The organism is Acidovorax sp. NB1 (genome assembly GCF_005405905.1).
GTDB lineage: Bacteria > Pseudomonadota > Gammaproteobacteria > Burkholderiales > Burkholderiaceae_C > Acidovorax.
On sequence record NZ_BJHU01000025.1, the window covers coordinates 101,865 to 119,161 of the forward strand.

General features: G+C 65.7%; 17 protein-coding genes. 11 read left to right on the top strand and 6 right to left on the bottom strand.

The annotated features are described in order from the left end of the window. Positions 1 to 11: 11 nt before the first annotated feature. From AvAM_RS11705 to AvAM_RS11730, 5 genes are all read left to right on the top strand, one after another. A complete protein-coding gene (locus AvAM_RS11705; RefSeq protein ID WP_137747225.1) occupies positions 12 to 1,880 on the top strand; it encodes a feruloyl-CoA synthase in 1,869 nt (622 codons plus the stop codon). Positions 1,881 to 1,918: 38 nt separating this feature from the next. Then, complete coding sequence (locus AvAM_RS11710) at positions 1,919 to 2,683, top strand: SDR family NAD(P)-dependent oxidoreductase (protein WP_137747226.1); 765 nt, start codon at positions 1,919 to 1,921, stop codon at positions 2,681 to 2,683. A 238-nt stretch (positions 2,684 to 2,921) separates the two neighbouring features. Next, entirely contained in the window at positions 2,922 to 3,911 is a 990-nt protein-coding gene (locus tag AvAM_RS11720) for a Bug family tripartite tricarboxylate transporter substrate binding protein (protein WP_137747228.1), read from the top strand. Positions 3,912 to 4,187: 276 nt separating this feature from the next. Further along, positions 4,188 to 5,918, top strand: coding sequence for an acyl-CoA dehydrogenase family protein (locus tag AvAM_RS11725; RefSeq protein ID WP_137747229.1), 1,731 nt, complete (start codon positions 4,188 to 4,190; stop codon positions 5,916 to 5,918). A 153-nt stretch (positions 5,919 to 6,071) separates the two neighbouring features. After that, the gene (locus AvAM_RS11730; RefSeq protein WP_137747230.1) at positions 6,072 to 7,787 is read left to right on the top strand and encodes a tannase/feruloyl esterase family alpha/beta hydrolase; all 1,716 of its coding nucleotides are present in this window, start codon (positions 6,072 to 6,074) and stop codon (positions 7,785 to 7,787) included. 92 nt (positions 7,788 to 7,879) lie between these two features. On the opposite strand, the gene AvAM_RS11735 is transcribed toward AvAM_RS11730, so the two are convergent. Both AvAM_RS11735 and AvAM_RS11740 read right to left on the bottom strand, forming a co-directional pair. Then, positions 7,880 to 8,554 carry a glutathione S-transferase family protein gene (locus AvAM_RS11735; protein ID WP_137747231.1) on the bottom strand — a complete coding sequence of 225 codons (675 nt, stop codon included), beginning with the start codon at positions 8,552 to 8,554 and terminating at the stop codon, positions 7,880 to 7,882. A gap of 63 nt (positions 8,555 to 8,617) precedes the next feature. Then, positions 8,618 to 9,370, bottom strand: coding sequence for an SDR family oxidoreductase (locus tag AvAM_RS11740; protein ID WP_137747232.1), 753 nt, complete (start codon positions 9,368 to 9,370; stop codon positions 8,618 to 8,620). Between the two features lie 125 nt (positions 9,371 to 9,495). Here AvAM_RS11740 and AvAM_RS11745 point away from each other — a divergent pair, with 125 nt between their 5' ends. Then, positions 9,496 to 10,422: a LysR family transcriptional regulator gene (locus tag AvAM_RS11745; RefSeq protein ID WP_249368084.1), complete on the top strand. Its 927-nt coding sequence runs from the start codon at positions 9,496 to 9,498 to the stop codon at positions 10,420 to 10,422. 210 nt (positions 10,423 to 10,632) lie between these two features. Here the strand turns inward: AvAM_RS11745 and AvAM_RS25640 are convergent, their stop codons facing one another. Next, positions 10,633 to 10,794, bottom strand: a complete 162-nt coding sequence (locus tag AvAM_RS25640) for a hypothetical protein (RefSeq protein WP_171012203.1) — start codon at positions 10,792 to 10,794, stop codon at positions 10,633 to 10,635. A 325-nt stretch (positions 10,795 to 11,119) separates the two neighbouring features. Then, positions 11,120 to 12,292, bottom strand: a complete 1,173-nt coding sequence (pobA, locus tag AvAM_RS11750) for a 4-hydroxybenzoate 3-monooxygenase (protein ID WP_137747233.1) — start codon at positions 12,290 to 12,292, stop codon at positions 11,120 to 11,122. A 103-nt stretch (positions 12,293 to 12,395) separates the two neighbouring features. On the opposite strand from pobA, the gene AvAM_RS11755 reads away from it, so the two are divergent. The 3 genes from AvAM_RS11755 (at position 12,396) to AvAM_RS11765 (ending at position 14,220) form a co-directional block, all read left to right on the top strand. Further along, on the top strand, positions 12,396 to 13,277 hold the full coding sequence (locus AvAM_RS11755; protein WP_137747234.1) for a helix-turn-helix domain-containing protein: 882 nt from the start codon (positions 12,396 to 12,398) through the stop codon (positions 13,275 to 13,277). 99 nt (positions 13,278 to 13,376) lie between these two features. Further along, on the top strand, positions 13,377 to 13,754 hold the full coding sequence (locus AvAM_RS11760; RefSeq protein WP_137747235.1) for a VOC family protein: 378 nt from the start codon (positions 13,377 to 13,379) through the stop codon (positions 13,752 to 13,754). A 37-nt stretch (positions 13,755 to 13,791) separates the two neighbouring features. Next, positions 13,792 to 14,220, top strand: coding sequence for a VOC family protein (locus AvAM_RS11765; RefSeq protein WP_137747236.1), 429 nt, complete (start codon positions 13,792 to 13,794; stop codon positions 14,218 to 14,220). Positions 14,221 to 14,229: 9 nt separating this feature from the next. Here AvAM_RS11765 and AvAM_RS11770 read toward each other — a convergent pair whose 3' ends face one another. Continuing rightward, the gene (locus tag AvAM_RS11770) at positions 14,230 to 14,679 is read right to left on the bottom strand and encodes an Lrp/AsnC family transcriptional regulator (RefSeq protein WP_137747237.1); all 450 of its coding nucleotides are present in this window, start codon (positions 14,677 to 14,679) and stop codon (positions 14,230 to 14,232) included. Positions 14,680 to 14,780: 101 nt separating this feature from the next. Here AvAM_RS11770 and AvAM_RS11775 point away from each other — a divergent pair, with 101 nt between their 5' ends. After that, on the top strand, positions 14,781 to 15,401 hold the full coding sequence (locus tag AvAM_RS11775; protein WP_137747238.1) for a LysE family translocator: 621 nt from the start codon (positions 14,781 to 14,783) through the stop codon (positions 15,399 to 15,401). Positions 15,402 to 15,501: 100 nt separating this feature from the next. Further along, a complete protein-coding gene (locus tag AvAM_RS11780; protein ID WP_249368086.1) occupies positions 15,502 to 16,041 on the top strand; it encodes an EVE domain-containing protein in 540 nt (179 codons plus the stop codon). Between the two features lie 427 nt (positions 16,042 to 16,468). On the opposite strand, the gene AvAM_RS11785 is transcribed toward AvAM_RS11780, so the two are convergent. Next, entirely contained in the window at positions 16,469 to 17,179 is a 711-nt protein-coding gene (locus tag AvAM_RS11785; protein ID WP_249368088.1) for a hypothetical protein, read from the bottom strand. Positions 17,180 to 17,297: the final 118 nt, after the last annotated feature.

Consider the following 17,297-nt stretch of genomic DNA (forward strand, 5'->3'; position numbering starts at 1 on the left):
GACCCGCTTTCATGACGGCAAACCTCCCCTCCCCCCGCTACCGGCCCCTGCGCTTTGGCGTGACCGAGGTCACCACCCGCCAGGGCGACAACGGCGTGGTCTATGTGCGCGCCACGCAAGACCTGCAGCCCCACCCCGTGCGGCTGACCGACCGCCTCGCCCACTGGGCGCAGACCACCCCCGACCGCACCTGGATGGCCCAGCGCTTGAAGAACGCCGACGGCAGCCTGGGTGACTGGCGCCACATCAGCTACCGCGAAGCCTGGGATGGCGCCCGCCGCATTGCGCAGGCGCTGCTGGACCGCGGCCTGAGCGCCGACCGCCCCGTGGTCATGCTCAGCGAAAACGACCTGGAGCACGCCCTGCTGTCGCTGGGCTGCCTGGTGGCCGGTGTGCCGCAGTGCACCGTGTCGGCCGCCTACTCCACCGTGAGCAAGGACTACGACAAGCTGCGCCACGCCATCGACACCCTCACGCCCGGCCTGGTGTTTGCCAGCAGCGGCGAGCGCTTTGCCGCTGCCATCAACGCCACGGTGGGCGCCGATGTGGAAGTGGCGCTGATCGAGGGCACGCTGCCCGGCCGCAACACCACGCGGTTCAGCACGCTGCTGGGCACCGAGGCCACGCCCGCTGTGGATGCAGCGCACGCCGCCATCACCGGCGACAGCATCGCCAAGTTCATGTTCACCTCGGGCTCCACCAAGGCGCCCAAGGCCGTGATCGTCACGCACGGCATGTGGGCTGCCAACCTGCAGCAGATGAACCAGTCCATGCCCGTGCTGACCGAGCAAGACCTGGTGCTGGTGGACTGGCTGCCGTGGAACCACACCTTTGGCGGCAACCACAACTTCGGCATCGTCATCTACAACGGCGGCACGCTGTACCTGGACGAAGGCAAGCCCACGCCAGCCGGCATGGCCGAGACCATCCGCAACCTGCGCGAGATCGCGCCCACGGTGTACTTCAACGTGCCCACGGGCTTCGAGGTGCTGGCGCACACCATGAAGACCGACGCGCAGCTGCGCAAGAACCTGCTCAGCCGCGTGCAGATGTTCTTCTTTGCCGCCGCCGCGCTCTCGCAGCCCATCTGGGATGCCCTCTTTGAGGTGGCCGAGCAAGAGGTGGGCGAGCGCATCGTGATGAACACCGGCTTGGGCATGACCGAAGGCTGCCCCTTCTGCGTGGCCGTGAACAGCCCCAACGTGCAGGCGGGCGACATCGGCGTGCCCACGCCAGGGCTGGAACTCAAGCTCGTGCCCATCGACGGCAAGATCGAAGTGCGCTATCGCGGCCCCAACATCACGCCTGGCTACTGGCGCAATGCCGAAGCCACGCAAGAGGCCTTCGACGACGAAGGCTTCTACTGCTCGGGCGACGCCGTGAAGTGGATCGACGAAGCCGACCTGAACAAGGGCCTGAAGTTCGACGGCCGCATTGCCGAAGACTTCAAGCTCAGCACCGGCACCTTTGTGAGCGTGGGCCCCATGCGCGCAAAGATCATCGCCGCCTGCGCACCCTATGTGCAGGATGCCGTCATCACCGGCATCAACCTCAAGGAGGTCGGCGCGCTCTTGATCCCCACGCCCCACATCCGCACGCTCGCGGGCCTGCCGGGCGATGCCAGCCTGCAGCAGGTGCTGGAAAGCGCCCCCGTGCAGCAACACTTTCAACAGGTCATCAACCAGCTGGCCGCGCAGGCCACCGGCAGCGCCACCCGCGTGGCGCGCATGCACCTGATGGCCGAGCCGCCTTCGCTCGACAAGGGCGAGATCACCGACAAGGGCTCCATCAACCAGCGCGCTGTGCTCAAGCACCGCGCCGACCTGGTGAACGCGCTGCACGACGGCAACCTGCCGTTCACGCTCGTGCCCCAGCGTTGAACTGAACCCATCTGAACTGACCACACAAGGACACCACCATGCAGATTCAAGGACAAGCCGCCCTCGTGACCGGCGGCGCATCGGGCCTCGGCGAAGCCACCGCACGCGCACTAGCCGCCCAGGGCGCCAAGGTCGCGGTGCTGGACCGCAATGCCGAGCTGGCTGAAAAAGTCGCCGCAGACATTGGCGGCGTAGCCTGCCCCTGCGACATCACCGACCCCGCCAGCGTGCAGGCCGCCATCGACAAGGCCGCTGCCGCCCACGGCCCCGCGCGCATCCTGATGAACGTGGCCGGCATCGGCAGCGCCAAGCGCGTGGTGCAGCGCGACGGCAGCGCCGCGCCGCTCGAAGACTTTGTGCGCGTGGTCAACATCAACCTGATCGGCACGTACAACGTGAGCCGCCTGTTTGCAGCCGCCTGCAGCAAGCTGGACGCGCTGGACAACGGCGAGCGCGGCGTGATGATGTTCACCGCCTCCGTCGCCGCCTTTGACGGCCAGGTGGGCCAGCAGGCCTACAGCGCATCGAAGGCGGGTCTGGCCGGCATGACGCTGCCCATGGCACGCGACCTGGCGCAGCACGCCATCCGCGTGTGCACCGTGGCGCCCGGCCTGTTTGCCACACCGCTGATGAAGGAACTGCCCGAGGCCGTGCAGCAGTCGCTGGCGGCCAGCATCCCCTTCCCGCCACGCCTGGGCAAGCCCGAGGAGTTTGCCGAGCTGGCCTGCCACATCGTGACCAACGGGCACCTGAATGGCGAAGTGATTCGCCTTGACGGCGCCCTTCGCATGGCACCACGGTAATGCACCCCCTGAGTCGCTTCGCGCCTTCCCCCTCTCCTGCGGGAGGGGGACGCCACCCGTGGCCTGGCAAAGCCAGTTCCACGGTGGCACTGGCCTGCGCAGCGCCAGTTTTGAGCGCCTCAGGAAATGCGTCGCTATCCGCTATTCGCCGCTTGCCATACGCTAGATAACCAGAGGGTATGAAAAAGCCCCGTTTTTCTTGTTTGAGTTCTACCCCGTCACACCAGGAGACAACACCATGACCATCACCCGCCGACAACTCGTCCAGGCCTTTGGCGCCAGCGCCGCGCTGGGCGCCCTGCATCCCTTTGCCGCCCACGCGCAGGTAGACCAAGTGAAGGTGTATTTCGGCTTCCCCGCTGGCAGCTCGGGCGACACCGTGGCCCGCCGCGTGGCCGAGAAGTGGGCTGGCAGCGCGTTCAGTAAGAACCCTGGCGTGGTGGAGAACAAGCCCGGCGCAGGCGGCCGCATTGCACTGGAGACGCTGAAGGGCGCCCCCGCCGACGGCTCGGTGCTGGCCGTGGCGCAGGTGTCGGCCCTGGCCAACTACCCGCACATCTACAGCAAGATGAACTACACCGACAAGGACTTCGCGCCCGTGTCGATCGCAGCCATCATGCACCACGGCCTGGCCGTGGGCCCCATGGTGCCCGCCAGCGTCAAGACGGTGAAGGACTTCCTGGCCTGGGCCAAGGCCAACCCCAAGGACGCCAGCTACGGCTCGCCCGGCGCGGGCTCCACGCCCCACTTCCTGGGCGCGCTGCTGGGCATCAACAGCGGCGTGGACCTGCGCCATGTGCCCTACCGTGGCTCCATCCCTGGCGTGACGGACGTGGTCGGCGGCCAGGTGGCGGCCATGGTCACGCCACACGGTGACTTCATCGCCAACTACAAGGCGGGCAAGCTGCGCATCCTGGCCACATCGGGCCCCAAGCGCTCCATCTATGTGCCAGACGTGCCCACGTTTGCCGAACAGGGCTTCCCTGAGCTGACCACCGAAGAATGGTTTGGCTTCTACGCCCCGGCCGCCACGCCCAAGCCCGTGATTGCTGCTGCCAACGCCGCCATCAACGCCGCGCTGAAGGAAAAGTCGGTCATCGACAGCCTGGCCATCGTGGGCCTGATGCCCCACGGCTCCACGCCCGAGGAACAGGCGCGCTGGCAAAAGGCCGAGTACGACACCTGGGGCCCGCTGATCAAGAAGATCGGTTTCACCGCAGATTCTTGATTCCCCCTGAGGCGCTGGCGCGCCTTCCCCCTGAGGGGGACGCCACCCGTGGCCTGGCAAAGCCAGTTCCACGGTGGCGCTGGCCTGGGGTCGCGCCGGTATCGACGTTTGGCGCCTTCGAGACGCGTGGGCGTTGCGCCACCCCACCCGTTCGGGCTGAGCCTGTCGAAGCCAGGGCGCACACCGCCCCAGGCTTCCTCCGGCGAAATGTAGAAGAAAACAGCGCGTTACCGCGCGTCCATCAAGCGCCAATAGCTATCAAATCAAGAGCAATCCATGCAAGCACGCCAGGCCCTCACCGACATCCAGTTCCTGCTGACCGAGGTGCTGCAGGCCCCTGCGCAGTGGCAGGCGCTGGCGCCGTTTGCCGACACCGATGGCGAGCTGGCGGCGCAGGTGCTGGAAGAAGCCGCCAAGTTTGTGGACACCGCCGTGGCCCCGCTGCAGCGCACGGGCGATGAAGTGGGTTGCCGGTTTGACGCAGGCCAGGTGCACACGCCCCCCGGCTTCCGCGATGCGTACCAGGCTTTCTGGCAAGGCGGCTGGCCCGCACTGGCCTGCGCACCCGAAGACGGCGGCCAGGGCCTGCCTGCGGTGCTCGAATGTGTGCTGTTTGAATGGCTGGCCGGTGCCAACCACGGCTGGACCATGGCGCCCGGCCTGCTGCATGGCGCGTACGAATGCATCAAGCACCACGCCAGCGACGCCCTCAAGGCGCAGTACCTGGAGAAAGTCGCCACCGGCGAATGGCTGGCCACCATGTGCCTCACCGAAGCGCACGCGGGCAGCGACCTGGGCATGGTGCGCACACGCGGCATGCCCCAGCCCGACGGCAGCGCGCGGGTGAACGGCAGCAAGATTTTTATCTCCGGCGGCGAACACGACCTGACGGACAACATCGTGCACCTGGTGCTGGCGCGCCTGCCCGATGCACCTGCGGGGCCCAAGGGCCTGTCGCTGTTCCTGGTGCCCAAAGTCTTGCCCGACGGCAGCCGCAACGCCGTGGTCTGCGAGCGCATCGAAGAAAAGATGGGCCTGCACGGCAGCCCCACCTGCGTGATGCGCTTTGACGACGCCACCGGCTGGCTGGTGGGCGAACCGAACAAGGGCCTGAACGCCATGTTCGTCATGATGAACGCCGCGCGCCTGCATGTGGGCCTGCAAGGCATCGGCCTGCTGGAGGCCGCGTGGCAAAAGGCCAGCGCCTACGCCGCAGAGCGCCGCCAGATGCGCGCCCCCGGCGCCAAGGACACCAGCCTCATTCAAGACCACCCCGCCATCCGCCGCATCCTGCACACGCAACGTGCCTGGATCGACGGCGGCCGCGTGCTGGCCTACCACACGGCTCTGCAGCTGGATATGGCAAAACACAGCGCCGACGCGGGCGAACGCGCCGCCGCGCAGCGCTGGTGCGCGCTGGTCACCCCCGTGCTCAAGGCTGCGCTCACCGACCAAGGGTTCCATGGCGCCAGCGCCTGCCTGCAGGTGTTTGGCGGCCACGGCTATGTGAGCGAATGGGGCATCGAGCAGATCGTGCGCGACGTGCGCGTGGCCATGATCTACGAGGGCACCAACGAAATCCAGGCCATCGACCTGCTGGTGCGCAAGGTGCTGGCCGACGGCGGCCAGGGCCTGGCCGCACTGCTGGCCACGCTGCCCGGCGCAGCGCCCAGCCCCGCCGCCAGCGCACGCCGCCATGCGCTGGTCGAGATCACGCAGACCCTGGCAATTGCCGCCCAATCCGACCCCGAACTGCCCTACTGGGTGGCCGACGACTACCTGCGCGCCGTGGCGCTGGTGCTGCTGGACTGGGCCTGGGGCGAGATCGGCGCAGCAGGCAAAGGCGAGCGTGGGAGCGAGCCCCTGCGGGAATCCGACCGCTGGACCGCCCCCGCCCAGGCGCTCGCCCAGTGGGTGCTGCCCGAATTCGACATGCGCGCCGCGATGCTGCGCCAACGCATTGCCCGGGCGCTGGAAGCCAGACCAAAAATGGCTGCCACCGCCTGATGGATAAGCACCAACAGCTACCAATTTCGTAGCAAACAACCAATCCCCCCACCCCATCTCCCACAGCGTGTTGAGGCCACGTTGCGGGTTTCCTTGCGCCTCAAAAAAACCACTGGAGACAACACCATGCGCTTGAAGATGAGAAGAAACCGGATGCGTGCCCACCAACCCCTGGCACTCTCGGCCGTCGCCGCCGCCTTGCTCATGGGCTGCGGCGGCTCGTCCGATGCAGCCCTGCCCCAGCTCTCCGCCGCCACACCGGCCACCCTGCAGTCGTGCGCCACACTGGCCAGCAGCCTGGCGTTGCCCGACACACGCATCACCTCGGCCGAGCAGGTGCCCGCTGGCCCGCTGACGCTGCAGAACGTGACTACCCAGGCGCCCGCACACTGCCTCGTCAAAGGCAAGATGAAAGAGCGCACCGGCCCCGTGGACGGCGCCAGCTACGCCATCGGGTTTGAAATGCGCCTGCCCGTGGAATGGAACGGCCGCTTTCTGCACCAGGCCAACGGCGGGCTGGACGGCAGCGTGGTGCTTGCACTGGGCTCGGTGAGCGGCGCCGCCCCGGTAGCCCCCGGTCTGGTACAGGGCTTTGCAGTGCTCAGCTCTGACGCAGGCCACGGTGCCCCCACCCCGTTCTTTGGCGTAGACCCGCAGGCCCGGCTGGACTACGGCTACCAGGCCGTGGGCACCCTCACCCCCATGGCCAAGAACCTCATCAAGAGCGCCTACGGCAAGGCGCCCGACCGCTCGTACCTGGCCGGCTGCTCCAACGGAGGCCGCCACGCCATGGTGGGCGCATCGCGCTATGCCGACCAGTACGACGGCATCCTTGCGGGCAACCCCGGCTTCCACCTGCCCAAGGCCGCCACCACGCAGCTGTGGAAGGCGCAGCAATACGCCAAGGTCAGCACCACCACCGATTCGGCCGGCCAGCCCGACCTGACGTCAGCAGTGACACCCGCCGAGTTCAAGCTCATCAGCAGCAAGATCGTCGCCAAGTGCGACGCACTGGACGGCGCGACCGACGGCCAGGTCAACGACGTGGCCGCCTGCCAGGCCGCCTTCAACCTGCAGACCGACGTGCCCACCTGTACCGGCTCGCGCGACGGCTCGTGCATCACCAGCGAACAAAAGAGCGTGCTGGCCAGCGTATTTGCAGGCCCCAAGAACAGCAAGGGCGAAGCGCTGTACACCGGCACCTGGTTTGACCCCGGCATTGCAGGCGCCAACTTTGCGTCGTGGCACTTTGGCTCGCCTGCCACGCGTGACGCAGGTGCAGTGGCCTTCATCTTCACCTCGCCCCCATCCAGCATGGCAGCGTTCACCGCCATCCCCGGCATGCAGTACGCGCTGAACTTCAGCATGGAGACGGACTACCCCAAGATGTTCGCCACCAACACCACGTACACAGAGTCGCCCTGGTCTTACATGACCCCACCCAACGAAGCTGACCTGGGCACCCTGAAAAACCGGGGCGCCAAGATGATCGTCTTCCACGGCGTGGCCGACGGCGTGTTCTCGCCCATGGACACCGCCAACTGGATGGACCGCCTGCAGGCCAACCACAGCGGCAAGGCTGATGCCTTTGCCCGCCTGTTCCTGGTGCCCGGCATGAACCACTGCTCCGGCGGCCCCGCCACCGACCAGTTCGACATGCTGGCCCCGCTGGTGGCCTGGGTGGAGCAAGGCAAGGCGCCCGACAGCGTGACGGCGAAGGCACGCGGCGCAGGCGCCAACGTGGTGAATGCCGAGCTGCCCGCCAGCTGGTCCGCCAACCGTACCCGGCCGCTGTGTGTGTACCCGAAGGTGGCACGCTACAACGGCACGGGGGATGTGGAGAGCGCAAGCAGTTTCAGCTGCAAGTGATAGGGGATTGAGAGTAGGAAGCCCGGCTTGTGCCGGGCTTTTTTCTTTGCATTAGAGGTTGCCAGGGACCTGCTTTTTGAGGTCGCTGTCGCTCAGTGAGCAAGCAACGCTGCATGCCCACGAAGGTGGGCACGGAATCGCTCCGCATAGTCACTCCCCACGGCATCGATGACGCTGCGGCGCTGCGCCAGTGCGCTGCGCCACGCTGTCACCCGTGGCAGGTTCTCGAAGATGGTGTGAGATACCGCAGGACCCAGGATGTCGAAGTAGCGAAAGATGGAGGCGAAAACGGCATCCACCATGCCAAACGCTGCGCCGTTGAAATAGGGACCCGTTCCAAGTTCCGCTTCCAGTTGCTGAAGACGGAGCCGGAACGCCGCCTGCTTCGCGTCAGCAGTCGTGCGCTCGGTGGCGTTGAGAAACTGCCACGCGTCGGCAAGTGTCGCTGTGCCAAACTCGACCCAGCCCCGCTGGCGAGCACGGGCGAGTGCATCGCGTGGATACATGGGCGCGCCATCCTGCGACTCGTCGAGGTATTCGCAGATCACCATGCTCTCGAAAATTACGGCTTCTGTACCGCCCTGCTGGCGCACGCGCAGCAAGGGGACCTTGCCGTTCGGCGAGATGGCCAGGAACCATGCGGGTTTGGCGGCCAGGTCGATGTTGATTCTGTCGAAGGGTGTTTCTTTTTCCAAAAGCACGATCGCCGCGCGTTGCACGAAAGGACAAAGAGGATGGCTGACAAGGGTGAGGTTCGTCTCGGGCATGAAGCTCTTTCAAAGTAATGGTGCGGCGGCAACGGACGTTGGCGCACCGCACGCACTGCGCCATCAGCGGTTGAGCAGGCGACCGCCATCCACCACGATTTCCGAACCCACGGTCCAGCGGGATTCGTCGGAAGCCAGGTACAGCACGGCTTTGGTCACCTCATCAGCCGTGCCAAAACGGCCCATCGGAATCGTTGCGGCAATCTGCTGATTCACCTGCTCGCGGTACGCGTCGGGAATCCCGAGCTTGTCGTACAGCGGAGTCTCGACGGGGCCAGGACTGACCGCGTTGACGCGGATGCCACGGCCCAGCAGCTCTGTCGACAGCGTCTTCGACATGTTCAAGAAAGCAGCCTTGGTAGCGGCATAGACGGATGAACGGTCCGCGCCTGCGTGGGCACTGACGGACGTCGTCAGCACGACGGAGGCGGGGTTCGCAAACACCGGCAGCAGAGCCTGGAGTAGGAAGTAAGGCCCCTTGACGTTGATGTCGAACGAGCGATCAAACATCTCTTCCGTCCACTCCTCGATGGGCAGCCAGACGGACACGCCAGCGTTGAGGAAGGCCACGTCCAGCTGACCGTAGTGGTCCTTGACGGTTTGTGCCAGTTGCTTTTGCGCGGCAACGTTGGCCGAATCTGCACGAAGCACCAGCACCTCAGACCCGAGTTCGGCTTGGGCCTTCGCGATCGTGTCGGGGTTGACACCCGTCACGATGACGCGGGCACCTTCAGCCAAAAACTGCTTGGCGGTTTCCAGGCCGATGCCACTGGTGCCGCCAGTGATGAGAGTACGTTTACCTTGCAAGCGCGACATTGATTTCTCCTGTGAATAGCGACCAACGTTGGTCGACAGGGATAAATGTGCATTCATGCCTGCAAATAGATAAGATCCGGCTTTTGAATATGCTTCATGCCACCATTGCATGAATTGGGGACGGCTTGGATCGATTTCTTTTGATGACCTGCTTTGCGCGCGCCGTGGAAACGGGGAGCTTTTCTGCCGCAGGACGTGACTTGGGACTGGGCCAGCCGAACGTAAGCCGCTACGTGGCCGCGTTGGAAGACCACCTGCAAACGCGATTGCTCCATCGATCCACACGGAAGCTGTCGCTGACGCCGGAGGGCGAACGCTACTACGCAGACATTCGGCGCATTCTGGATGCGGTGGATGAATCCGAATCGTCCTTCAGGAACAACGCTGATCCATCGGGACTCTTGCGCGTGGCCTGCCCGACCGCGCTGGCGCATGCCTTTGTGCTACCCCATGTACCCGCCTTTCTGGAGCGCTACCCCCAATTGACGCTGGATCTCCAGATCAATGACCGCTACGTGGACCTCGTGAATGAGGGAACCGAACTCGCCATTCGCATCGGCCATCTGGAAGACAGTGCATTGCGCGCTCGCCGCATCGGCATGTACGAACGCGTGTTCGTGGCCAGCAAAGACTACCTGGCCAAACGCGGGGTTCCGAGCACACCTGACGACCTGCGCGACCACGACTGCGTGATCTACACCTTGCTGACGTCTGGCGCGACATGGCGCTTTCGTGACGCCGACATACCAGTTTCGGGCCGGTTGCGGGTCAACTCACCCGAAGCTGTGAGCGCAGCGGTCAGCGCTGGGCTGGGGGTTGGGCATGGACCGGCGTGGCTGTTTGAAAAGGGGCTGAAAAGCGGTCGCTTGAAGTTCATTTTGAAGGACTACTTTGCTCCAGCCGTGCCCGTTCAGATCGTCTATGTCGCCAACAGGTTGCTTCCAACACGGGCCATCGTGTTCATGGACTTCATTGCCGAAGTGTTTGCAAAAAATCCTGCATTTGGGTCCACTGCCAGGGCACCCGGCGATAGCGAAATGGGAAAAGCGTGAGCTAGATCGGTACACCCACGGCGTCCATTTCCAACCCTCCCGTTCGCCACCCACCACCAGGAGCGCTGGGTCTGCTACACGCGGGCCAATGCTGTGCCGAAGTGTTTGTCGAGCTCGATGCTGTCGCAGTTTTGGGTGGTGGGCCACCACGGCGTGATGCAGGCAGGTGGAAGTCTGATGCCAGGCAGAGCATCCCGTGGCATCAGCCGCCTACCCCGACGCGCCCGGCGTGCGTTCAGTCGGCGTTTGCGATCTGTTGGCTTCTTCTTTCACCTTCTTCCCTTGGTCGTAATGCCACTTGATGGCAAAGAACATGCCGGTGCCGAACACGGCCACCTTGAAGACAATGAAGACTATCGGGACCCAATCCATCTTGGAGATTTTCCTGGCTGTTGATGGGCACTCACTACCGCGCAGTGCACTGCCTCAAAACGCTGCGTCAGCAGCTTCATCGTGTTCAAGCCATCGTCGAATCTCACATCGACAGCACTGGGCAAATGATCTGAAAACTTGGTGTGATGCTATCGGGCCTACCGTCCTGGCGTAAGCATCAGTTCTGCCTAAATTTCCCGTAGCAGATGGAGACCGCTGCCCAACGCGACTGCTTGCACTGAACGCCGATCTGGGCGCAAAAAAGGCTTGCAGGGAGGCACCCCATGCAAGCCTTTGACTGGGTAGCAGCGCTACCGCAGGGTGCTCAGAACGGCAACCCCACGTAGTTCTCGGCCAGCGAGCCCAGCGCCTTCTCGGACGAGAACAGGTACGCCAGGTCCGTGTCCTGCAGCTTCTGGTCGTATGCCAGCGACTCGGGGAAGGTGTGCAGCATGGTCGTCATCCACCACGAGAAGCGCTGGGCCTTCCACACGCGGGCCAGGGCCTTTTCGGAGTATTTGTCCAGGCCGGTGCTGTCGCCATCTTTGTAGTGCGCGACCATGGCGTGGTACAGGTAGTAGATGTCGGATGCGGCGCTGTTCAGGCCCCGTGCGCCGGTGGGCGGCACGATGTGGGCGGCGTCGCCGGCCAGGAACAGGTTGCCGAAGCGCATGGGTTCGGCCACGAAGGAGCGCAGGGGGGCGATGGACTTTTCGATGGAGGGGCCGGTGATGAGTTGGGCGGCAACCTCGGCGGGCAGGCGGCGTTTCAGCTCGGCCCAGAAGGCTTCGTCGGACCAGTCTTCCACGTTGTCGGTCAGCGGCACCTGGATGTAGTAGCGGCTCAGCACCTGCGAGCGCAGCGAGCACAGCGCAAAACCGCGTTCGTGCTTGGCGTAGATCAGCTCGGGCGAGACCGGCTTGGTGCGCGAGAGCACGCCCAGCCAGCCGAAGGGGTAGACCTTTTCGTATTCCTTGAGCACGTCGCGCGGGATGGACTTGCGGCTCACGCCGTGGAAGCCGTCGGCGCCGATGACGAAGTCGCAGTCGATGCGCACCACCTCGTCGCCGTTGCGGTAGGTCACATACGGGTTGGCGCTTTTCAGGTCGTGCGGTTGCACGTCTTCGGCGTTGTGGATGACGACGCCCTTCATGCGGTCGCGCGCTTCGTACAGGTCGCGCGTCAGCTCGGTCTGGCCGTAGACGACCACCGAGCTGCCGCCGCTGTACTTGTGCAAATCGACCCGGTCCATTTGGCCGTCGTGGGCAATGATGAAGCCGTCGTGGATCTCGCCTTCCTTGTCCATGCGGTCGCCGCACTGGGCCTCGCGCATCAGCGCGGCAAAGCCGTGCTCCAGCACGCCGGCGCGGATGCGGCCCAGCACGTATTCGCGGCTTTGGCGCTCCAGAACGATGGTGTCGATGCCCTTGAGGTGCAAGAGCTGCGAGAGCATGAGGCCCGAGGGGCCTCCGCCGATGATGCAAACCTGGGTTTTCATAACGTCTCCAGTAGTGGTTGGTGTGTTCATGACATGGGTCAAACGGACCATCCAAAGATACGTGGCAAAGTCGCCGCGTTGAATGGACGGATGGAGCCAGAACATGCACTTTTCGAACATCGATGGCATCCGCTCGTACAGCCTGTTCGGCGAGTCGCTGCACCTGCCCGATGTGCTGCACTGCGAGACGATTGCCGAGCGATCGGTGCTGCACGACTGGGAGCTGGCGCCGCACCGGCACACGCGGCTGCACCAGGTGCTGTTGATCACCTCGGGCGGGGGCATGGCGCACCTGGACGGCGAGCGGGTGCCGCTGTTTGCCGGCGCGCTCATCAACGTGCCGCAGGGGCATGTGCACGCATTCCGCTTTACGCAGCACACGCAAGGCTGGGTGGCCACGCTGGCCGATGAATTGATGGACGAGATTTTTGTGCGCGTGGGCGATGTGCGGCGCGACCTGGCGCGGCCCGCTGTGGCGCCTGCGCCGCCGGAGCTGCACCAGGCTATGGGCCAGGTCTGGCAGGAGTTCTCGGGCCGCGCCAAGGCGCGTGCGCTGGTGCTGCGGGGCCTGAGCGCCACGCTGCTGGGCTGGGTGGCGCGCGCGATGGAAGACCACAGCCCGGGCGACGCGGCAGCGCCAGAGTCCAGCCTGGTGCAGCGGCTGGAGGCGCTGATCGAGGCGCATTTTCTTGAGCACTGGCAGGTGGCGGACTATGCGCGGGCGCTGGCCGTGTCGCCCACGCACCTGAGCCGCGTGGCGCGGGCTGCCACGGGCGTGTCGGCCCAGCGGCTGATTGAGGCACGACTGATGCGCGAGGCGCGGCGCAACCTGGCCTACACGCACCTGGGCGTGGCCACCATTGCCTACACGCTTGGGTATGCCGACCCGGCGTACTTCACCCGCGCCTTCACGCGCGATGCGGGGCTGTCGCCGCGTGCATTTCGGGCGCAGGTGGCAGCATCGGCGCCCGCCACGGCGATGTGACGGTGCGTGACAGGCTGCTGACACGCCGCTGTCAGCAGCCCCCGCTCACCATCGGGGCTTCTTTCTTTCCATCACTCGTTGAACGACAAGGAGCCTTTCATGAAAAACGCCATCGCCTGGTTTGAAATCCCCACCACCCAGCTGGACCGCGCCCAGGCCTTTTACGAAGCCGTGCTGGGCCAGCCCATGCGCCGCGAGAACATGGGCCCGAGCGAGGGCGCCGTGTTTGCCTACGACCCCGAGGCCGATGGCGCGGGCGGCGCGCTGATGATGGGCCCCACGGCGCCCCAGGTGTCGGGCAACGGCACGCTGGTGTACCTGGACGCATCGCCCTCGCTCGACGCAGCGCTGGAGCGCGCGGTAGCCCAGGGCGGCCAGGTCGCCCTGCCCCGCCAGGCGCTGCCACCGGGCATGGGGTTCTTTGCGCACATCCATGACCTGGATGGCAACCGCGTCGGGCTGCATGCACCCGATTGAGACCTGGAACCGATTCCTCTCACCGAAAGGAGGCCCCATGGAAGCACAGGAACTGCACCGAGGCCGGCTGATCGACCACATCCAGCTCGTGGTGCGCGACCTCGCCGCCAGCCGCAGGTTCTACTCGGCCGTATTCGACGCACTGAACGTGCCCATGGGCGGCACGGCCGAGGACTACTTCTGGGCGGATGAGCTGTTTGTCTCCACCGCCGACAGCGTGGCCGCGCAGGGGCACCTGACCGGCCGCACGCACCTGGCGTTCCAGGCGCAGGACCGGGCGATGGTGGATGCCTTCTACCGCGCCGCGCTGGCCCACGGCGGCACCGACAACGGGGCACCAGGCGAGCGCGCCTACCACCCCGGCTACTACGCGGCGTTTGTGCTGGACCCGGATGGCAACAACATCGAGGCCGTGTTCCATGGCGACGCGCAGCGCAGCGCGGCGTCGGTGAAGATCACGTTCTGAGCGTGTGGGTCAGCCCGCCTCTGGCCGGGCCAGACCGCGCAGGGGGATGGGCGTGGAGAACACGATGGACGTGCGTGTTTCGCCATAGCCGTTGATGTCGCCCAAGAAGCGCTCCAGATCGGGCAGGTCGCGCGCCACGACCTGCATCACATACGAGTCGTTGCCGCTGACATGGTGGCACTCAAGCACCTGGGGCGACTGGCACAGTTTGTCGATCAGCGCCTTCTTGCCGGGCTGCGGCACGTTGATGCCCACCACGGCACGCACGCCGTAGCCGACCTTGGCGGGGTCGATGTCGGCATGCACGCCGCGCACCACGCCCGCCTCTTGCAGGCGGCGCAGGCGCTCGAGCGTGGCGGGCACCGACAGGCCCACGGCCTCGGCCAGTTCCTTGAGCGAGGCGCGGCCATCGGCCTGCAGCGCACTGATCAGGCGCCAGGCTTTGTCATCGATATCCATACAAGCCTTTATCGGTTGGCACAGAAAAAAGCGAAACCTAATTTGGGATTCGCCGAATTTTCTGCATTCTCTACCGCCAGACGCCGCCCTAGCATCGGTGCATGGACTTCACTTCAATCACCGTGTTTCTGCAAGCCGCCGTGATCGGCGTGCTCATCGCGGCCCCTGTGGGCCCCATTGGCCTGCTGACCATGCAACGCACCCTGGAGCGGGGCCTGGCGGCCGGGCTGGCCACGGGCCTGGGCGCCGCTGCAGCCGATGCGGTGTATGGCGCCGTGGGCGCCTTCAGCGTGCGCTGGCTCATCGATGGGCTGACGCAGGCCAGGACGCCGCTGGCACTGGGCGGCGGCGCACTGCTGCTGGTGCTGGCCTGGCGTACCTGGCACGCGCCCGTGGCCCACAACGCCGCCCCGGCGCGCGACGCGCGGGGCCTGCTGGGCCTGGCGGCGGGCACGTTTGCGCTGACGCTGGCCAACCCGGCCACCATCGTGTCGTTCATTGCGGTGTTTGGCTCGCTAGGCGGCGGCCGGCCCAGCCTGCCGTCGCCGCTGTGGATGGTGGCGGGCGTGCTGGTGGGCTCTGCCGCCTGGTGGCTGCTGCTGACCAGCGCGATTGCCTATCAGCGGCAGCGCTTTACCCCCGCCTGGCGCCAGCGCATCAACCGGGCATCGGCCTTGCTGCTGGGCGGGTTTGCGTTGTGGCAGTGGGGGCAACTGGTCTGAGGCTTTGAGTTACGCACAGGGATGCTGCAAAGGTACTGACAATGCGGTGTCAGCAGCGGGCCCGCACCATCGGTGGCTTCTTTGACCAGGAGCTTTTCTCATGACAGACGCCCTGCTGCAACACCCCCTTTGGCCGGATGCCGAGCCTGCGCGCAGCGACATGCCTGTGTCGGCAGCGACCTCCGCAGCCACCCCGCGCCGCAACTGGATCGCCGTGGCCTGCGCCCAGCACGCCCGCCGGGGCTGCGCCACGCCGGGCGCGGGCTACATGCAGGTGTGCCATGGCAAGGTGGCGCCGCTGCAGCGCATACGCCCCGGCGACCGCGTGGCGTACTACGCGCCCACGGTGACCATGGGCGGCAAGGACCGGCTGCAGGCGTTTGTTTCCATCGGCATCGTGTTGCCGGGCGCGCCGTATGCGTTTGACATGGGCGGAGGGTTTGTGCCCTCGCGCCGGGACGTGGCCTATGTGCCTGCGCGTGAGGCGGCGATTGCGCCGCTGCTGGACGACTTCGAGTTTGTGGACGACCGCCAGCGCTGGGGCAGCAAGTTCCGCTTTGGGCTGTTTGCCATCAGCGACCACGACATGCGCCTGATTGCGCAGGCGATGCAGGCCGAGCTGCAATCACTACATTTTTAATAGCACCTCAGGCAATCTGCACTAGCGCATCTGGCCCAAAAGGCTTCAAACGGGTCGCGAACAGCCCCGTGGGGCCTCCGAACAGCCCGCAGACTGGCGTCAGCACACCGCCATCAGCGTGTCCACCACCCGGCGTTGGGCGGCGGTCAGGGCGGTATAGCCTTCACGCAGCAGTCGCAGCACGATCGCGTGGATTTCAATTTCGCTAGCGGGCATGGTCATCTCCTTGAACGGCAACAGTGGGCGGCCGCCGCGTGGCGGGCCGATGACATGGGCACCTGCCACGACACAAAGAGGCGGGCGCCCGGGCCTGCCCCACCATGGACCAAGCCCCGATGCCACTGTGCCGGGGTGGCAGCGCAGGCGGTAGCACGATAAACGGGGAAGTTCGCGGCTTTTTTCGCGCGCCGCTCTGCAACCAAGGGGCTTATGGAGAGGTGGCCCCGGGCACGTAGGCGTCGATGACCGGCGGCTCGCTGTCCCCCGCAGCGGTGCGGGCCAGCTTGAACCAGGTCCAGGTCTCCACATCGGGCGCGTCGTAGCTGCCGTAGGACTGCCCACCCCACGAAAAGTACGAGCCCTTGTTGCCGGTAGTGAGGGTGCGCTTGCCCACAGCCAGGCTGCCGTCTTTGAGCAACGCCAGCCGGAACCCCTGCAGCTTGCCAGAGGTCCCGGGCTCGTTGCCGGACGGCGCGGTCTGCGGAGCCAGGTCGAGCATGCCGGAGCTGCAGCGGGCCTGCGCGCCGCTGTAGGTGACCAGGCTCCACTGCCGGGTGAGCGGGGTGCGCACGTTGCGGGCGCGGTTGATGGTGCGCGTGCGCAGCGTGGTTTCGCCGCCCTGCTGCTGCACCCAGACCTGTATCTCGGGCGAGCCGGCAAAAAACGGCAGGCTGCCCCGCACACCCGCAGGCTGCACCGGCGGCCAAGCGTACACGCCTTGCAGGGACGGGCAACCGAACCAGCTGCTCTGCATGGGGCCAAACGCCGCGGGCGGCTTGGGCGACCCCTGCACGTCCGGCCCGCAGGCCGTGAGGGCCAGGCAACACAGGGCCAACGTTGCGGCCCCACCGATGCGCTGCGCGCGCGGGTGCGTTGCAGGTAGGGCGCTGTGCGATGGCAGGGGAGCGGCAGGTGTCATGGTGTCTGGGCGGTGATGCAGCCCGATTGTCGGGCCGGACACGGGGCCTGCAGTTGCTGCATTTTTGATAGCTGCTTGCGCATACCCCACCTGCGCTAGGGCCCTAAAAAGCTCTAAG

Coding starts and splice junctions, on each gene's coding strand:
- AvAM_RS11710 (WP_137747226.1), top strand. CDS start 1,919: ATGCAGATTCAAGGACAAGCCGCCCTCGTGACCGGCGGCGCATCGGGC.
- pobA (WP_137747233.1), bottom strand. CDS start 12,292: ATGAAAACCCAGGTTTGCATCATCGGCGGAGGCCCCTCGGGCCTCATG.
- AvAM_RS11760 (WP_137747235.1), top strand. CDS start 13,377: ATGAAAAACGCCATCGCCTGGTTTGAAATCCCCACCACCCAGCTGGAC.
- AvAM_RS11730 (WP_137747230.1), top strand. CDS start 6,072: ATGCGTGCCCACCAACCCCTGGCACTCTCGGCCGTCGCCGCCGCCTTG.
- AvAM_RS11740 (WP_137747232.1), bottom strand. CDS start 9,370: ATGTCGCGCTTGCAAGGTAAACGTACTCTCATCACTGGCGGCACCAGT.
- AvAM_RS11785 (WP_249368088.1), bottom strand. CDS start 17,179: ATGACACCTGCCGCTCCCCTGCCATCGCACAGCGCCCTACCTGCAACG.
- AvAM_RS11720 (WP_137747228.1), top strand. CDS start 2,922: ATGACCATCACCCGCCGACAACTCGTCCAGGCCTTTGGCGCCAGCGCC.
- AvAM_RS25640 (WP_171012203.1), bottom strand. CDS start 10,794: ATGGATTGGGTCCCGATAGTCTTCATTGTCTTCAAGGTGGCCGTGTTC.
- AvAM_RS11770 (WP_137747237.1), bottom strand. CDS start 14,679: ATGGATATCGATGACAAAGCCTGGCGCCTGATCAGTGCGCTGCAGGCC.
- AvAM_RS11725 (WP_137747229.1), top strand. CDS start 4,188: ATGCAAGCACGCCAGGCCCTCACCGACATCCAGTTCCTGCTGACCGAG.
- AvAM_RS11780 (WP_249368086.1), top strand. CDS start 15,502: ATGACAGACGCCCTGCTGCAACACCCCCTTTGGCCGGATGCCGAGCCT.
- AvAM_RS11765 (WP_137747236.1), top strand. CDS start 13,792: ATGGAAGCACAGGAACTGCACCGAGGCCGGCTGATCGACCACATCCAG.
- AvAM_RS11775 (WP_137747238.1), top strand. CDS start 14,781: ATGGACTTCACTTCAATCACCGTGTTTCTGCAAGCCGCCGTGATCGGC.
- AvAM_RS11735 (WP_137747231.1), bottom strand. CDS start 8,554: ATGCCCGAGACGAACCTCACCCTTGTCAGCCATCCTCTTTGTCCTTTC.
- AvAM_RS11755 (WP_137747234.1), top strand. CDS start 12,396: ATGCACTTTTCGAACATCGATGGCATCCGCTCGTACAGCCTGTTCGGC.
- AvAM_RS11705 (WP_137747225.1), top strand. CDS start 12: ATGACGGCAAACCTCCCCTCCCCCCGCTACCGGCCCCTGCGCTTTGGC.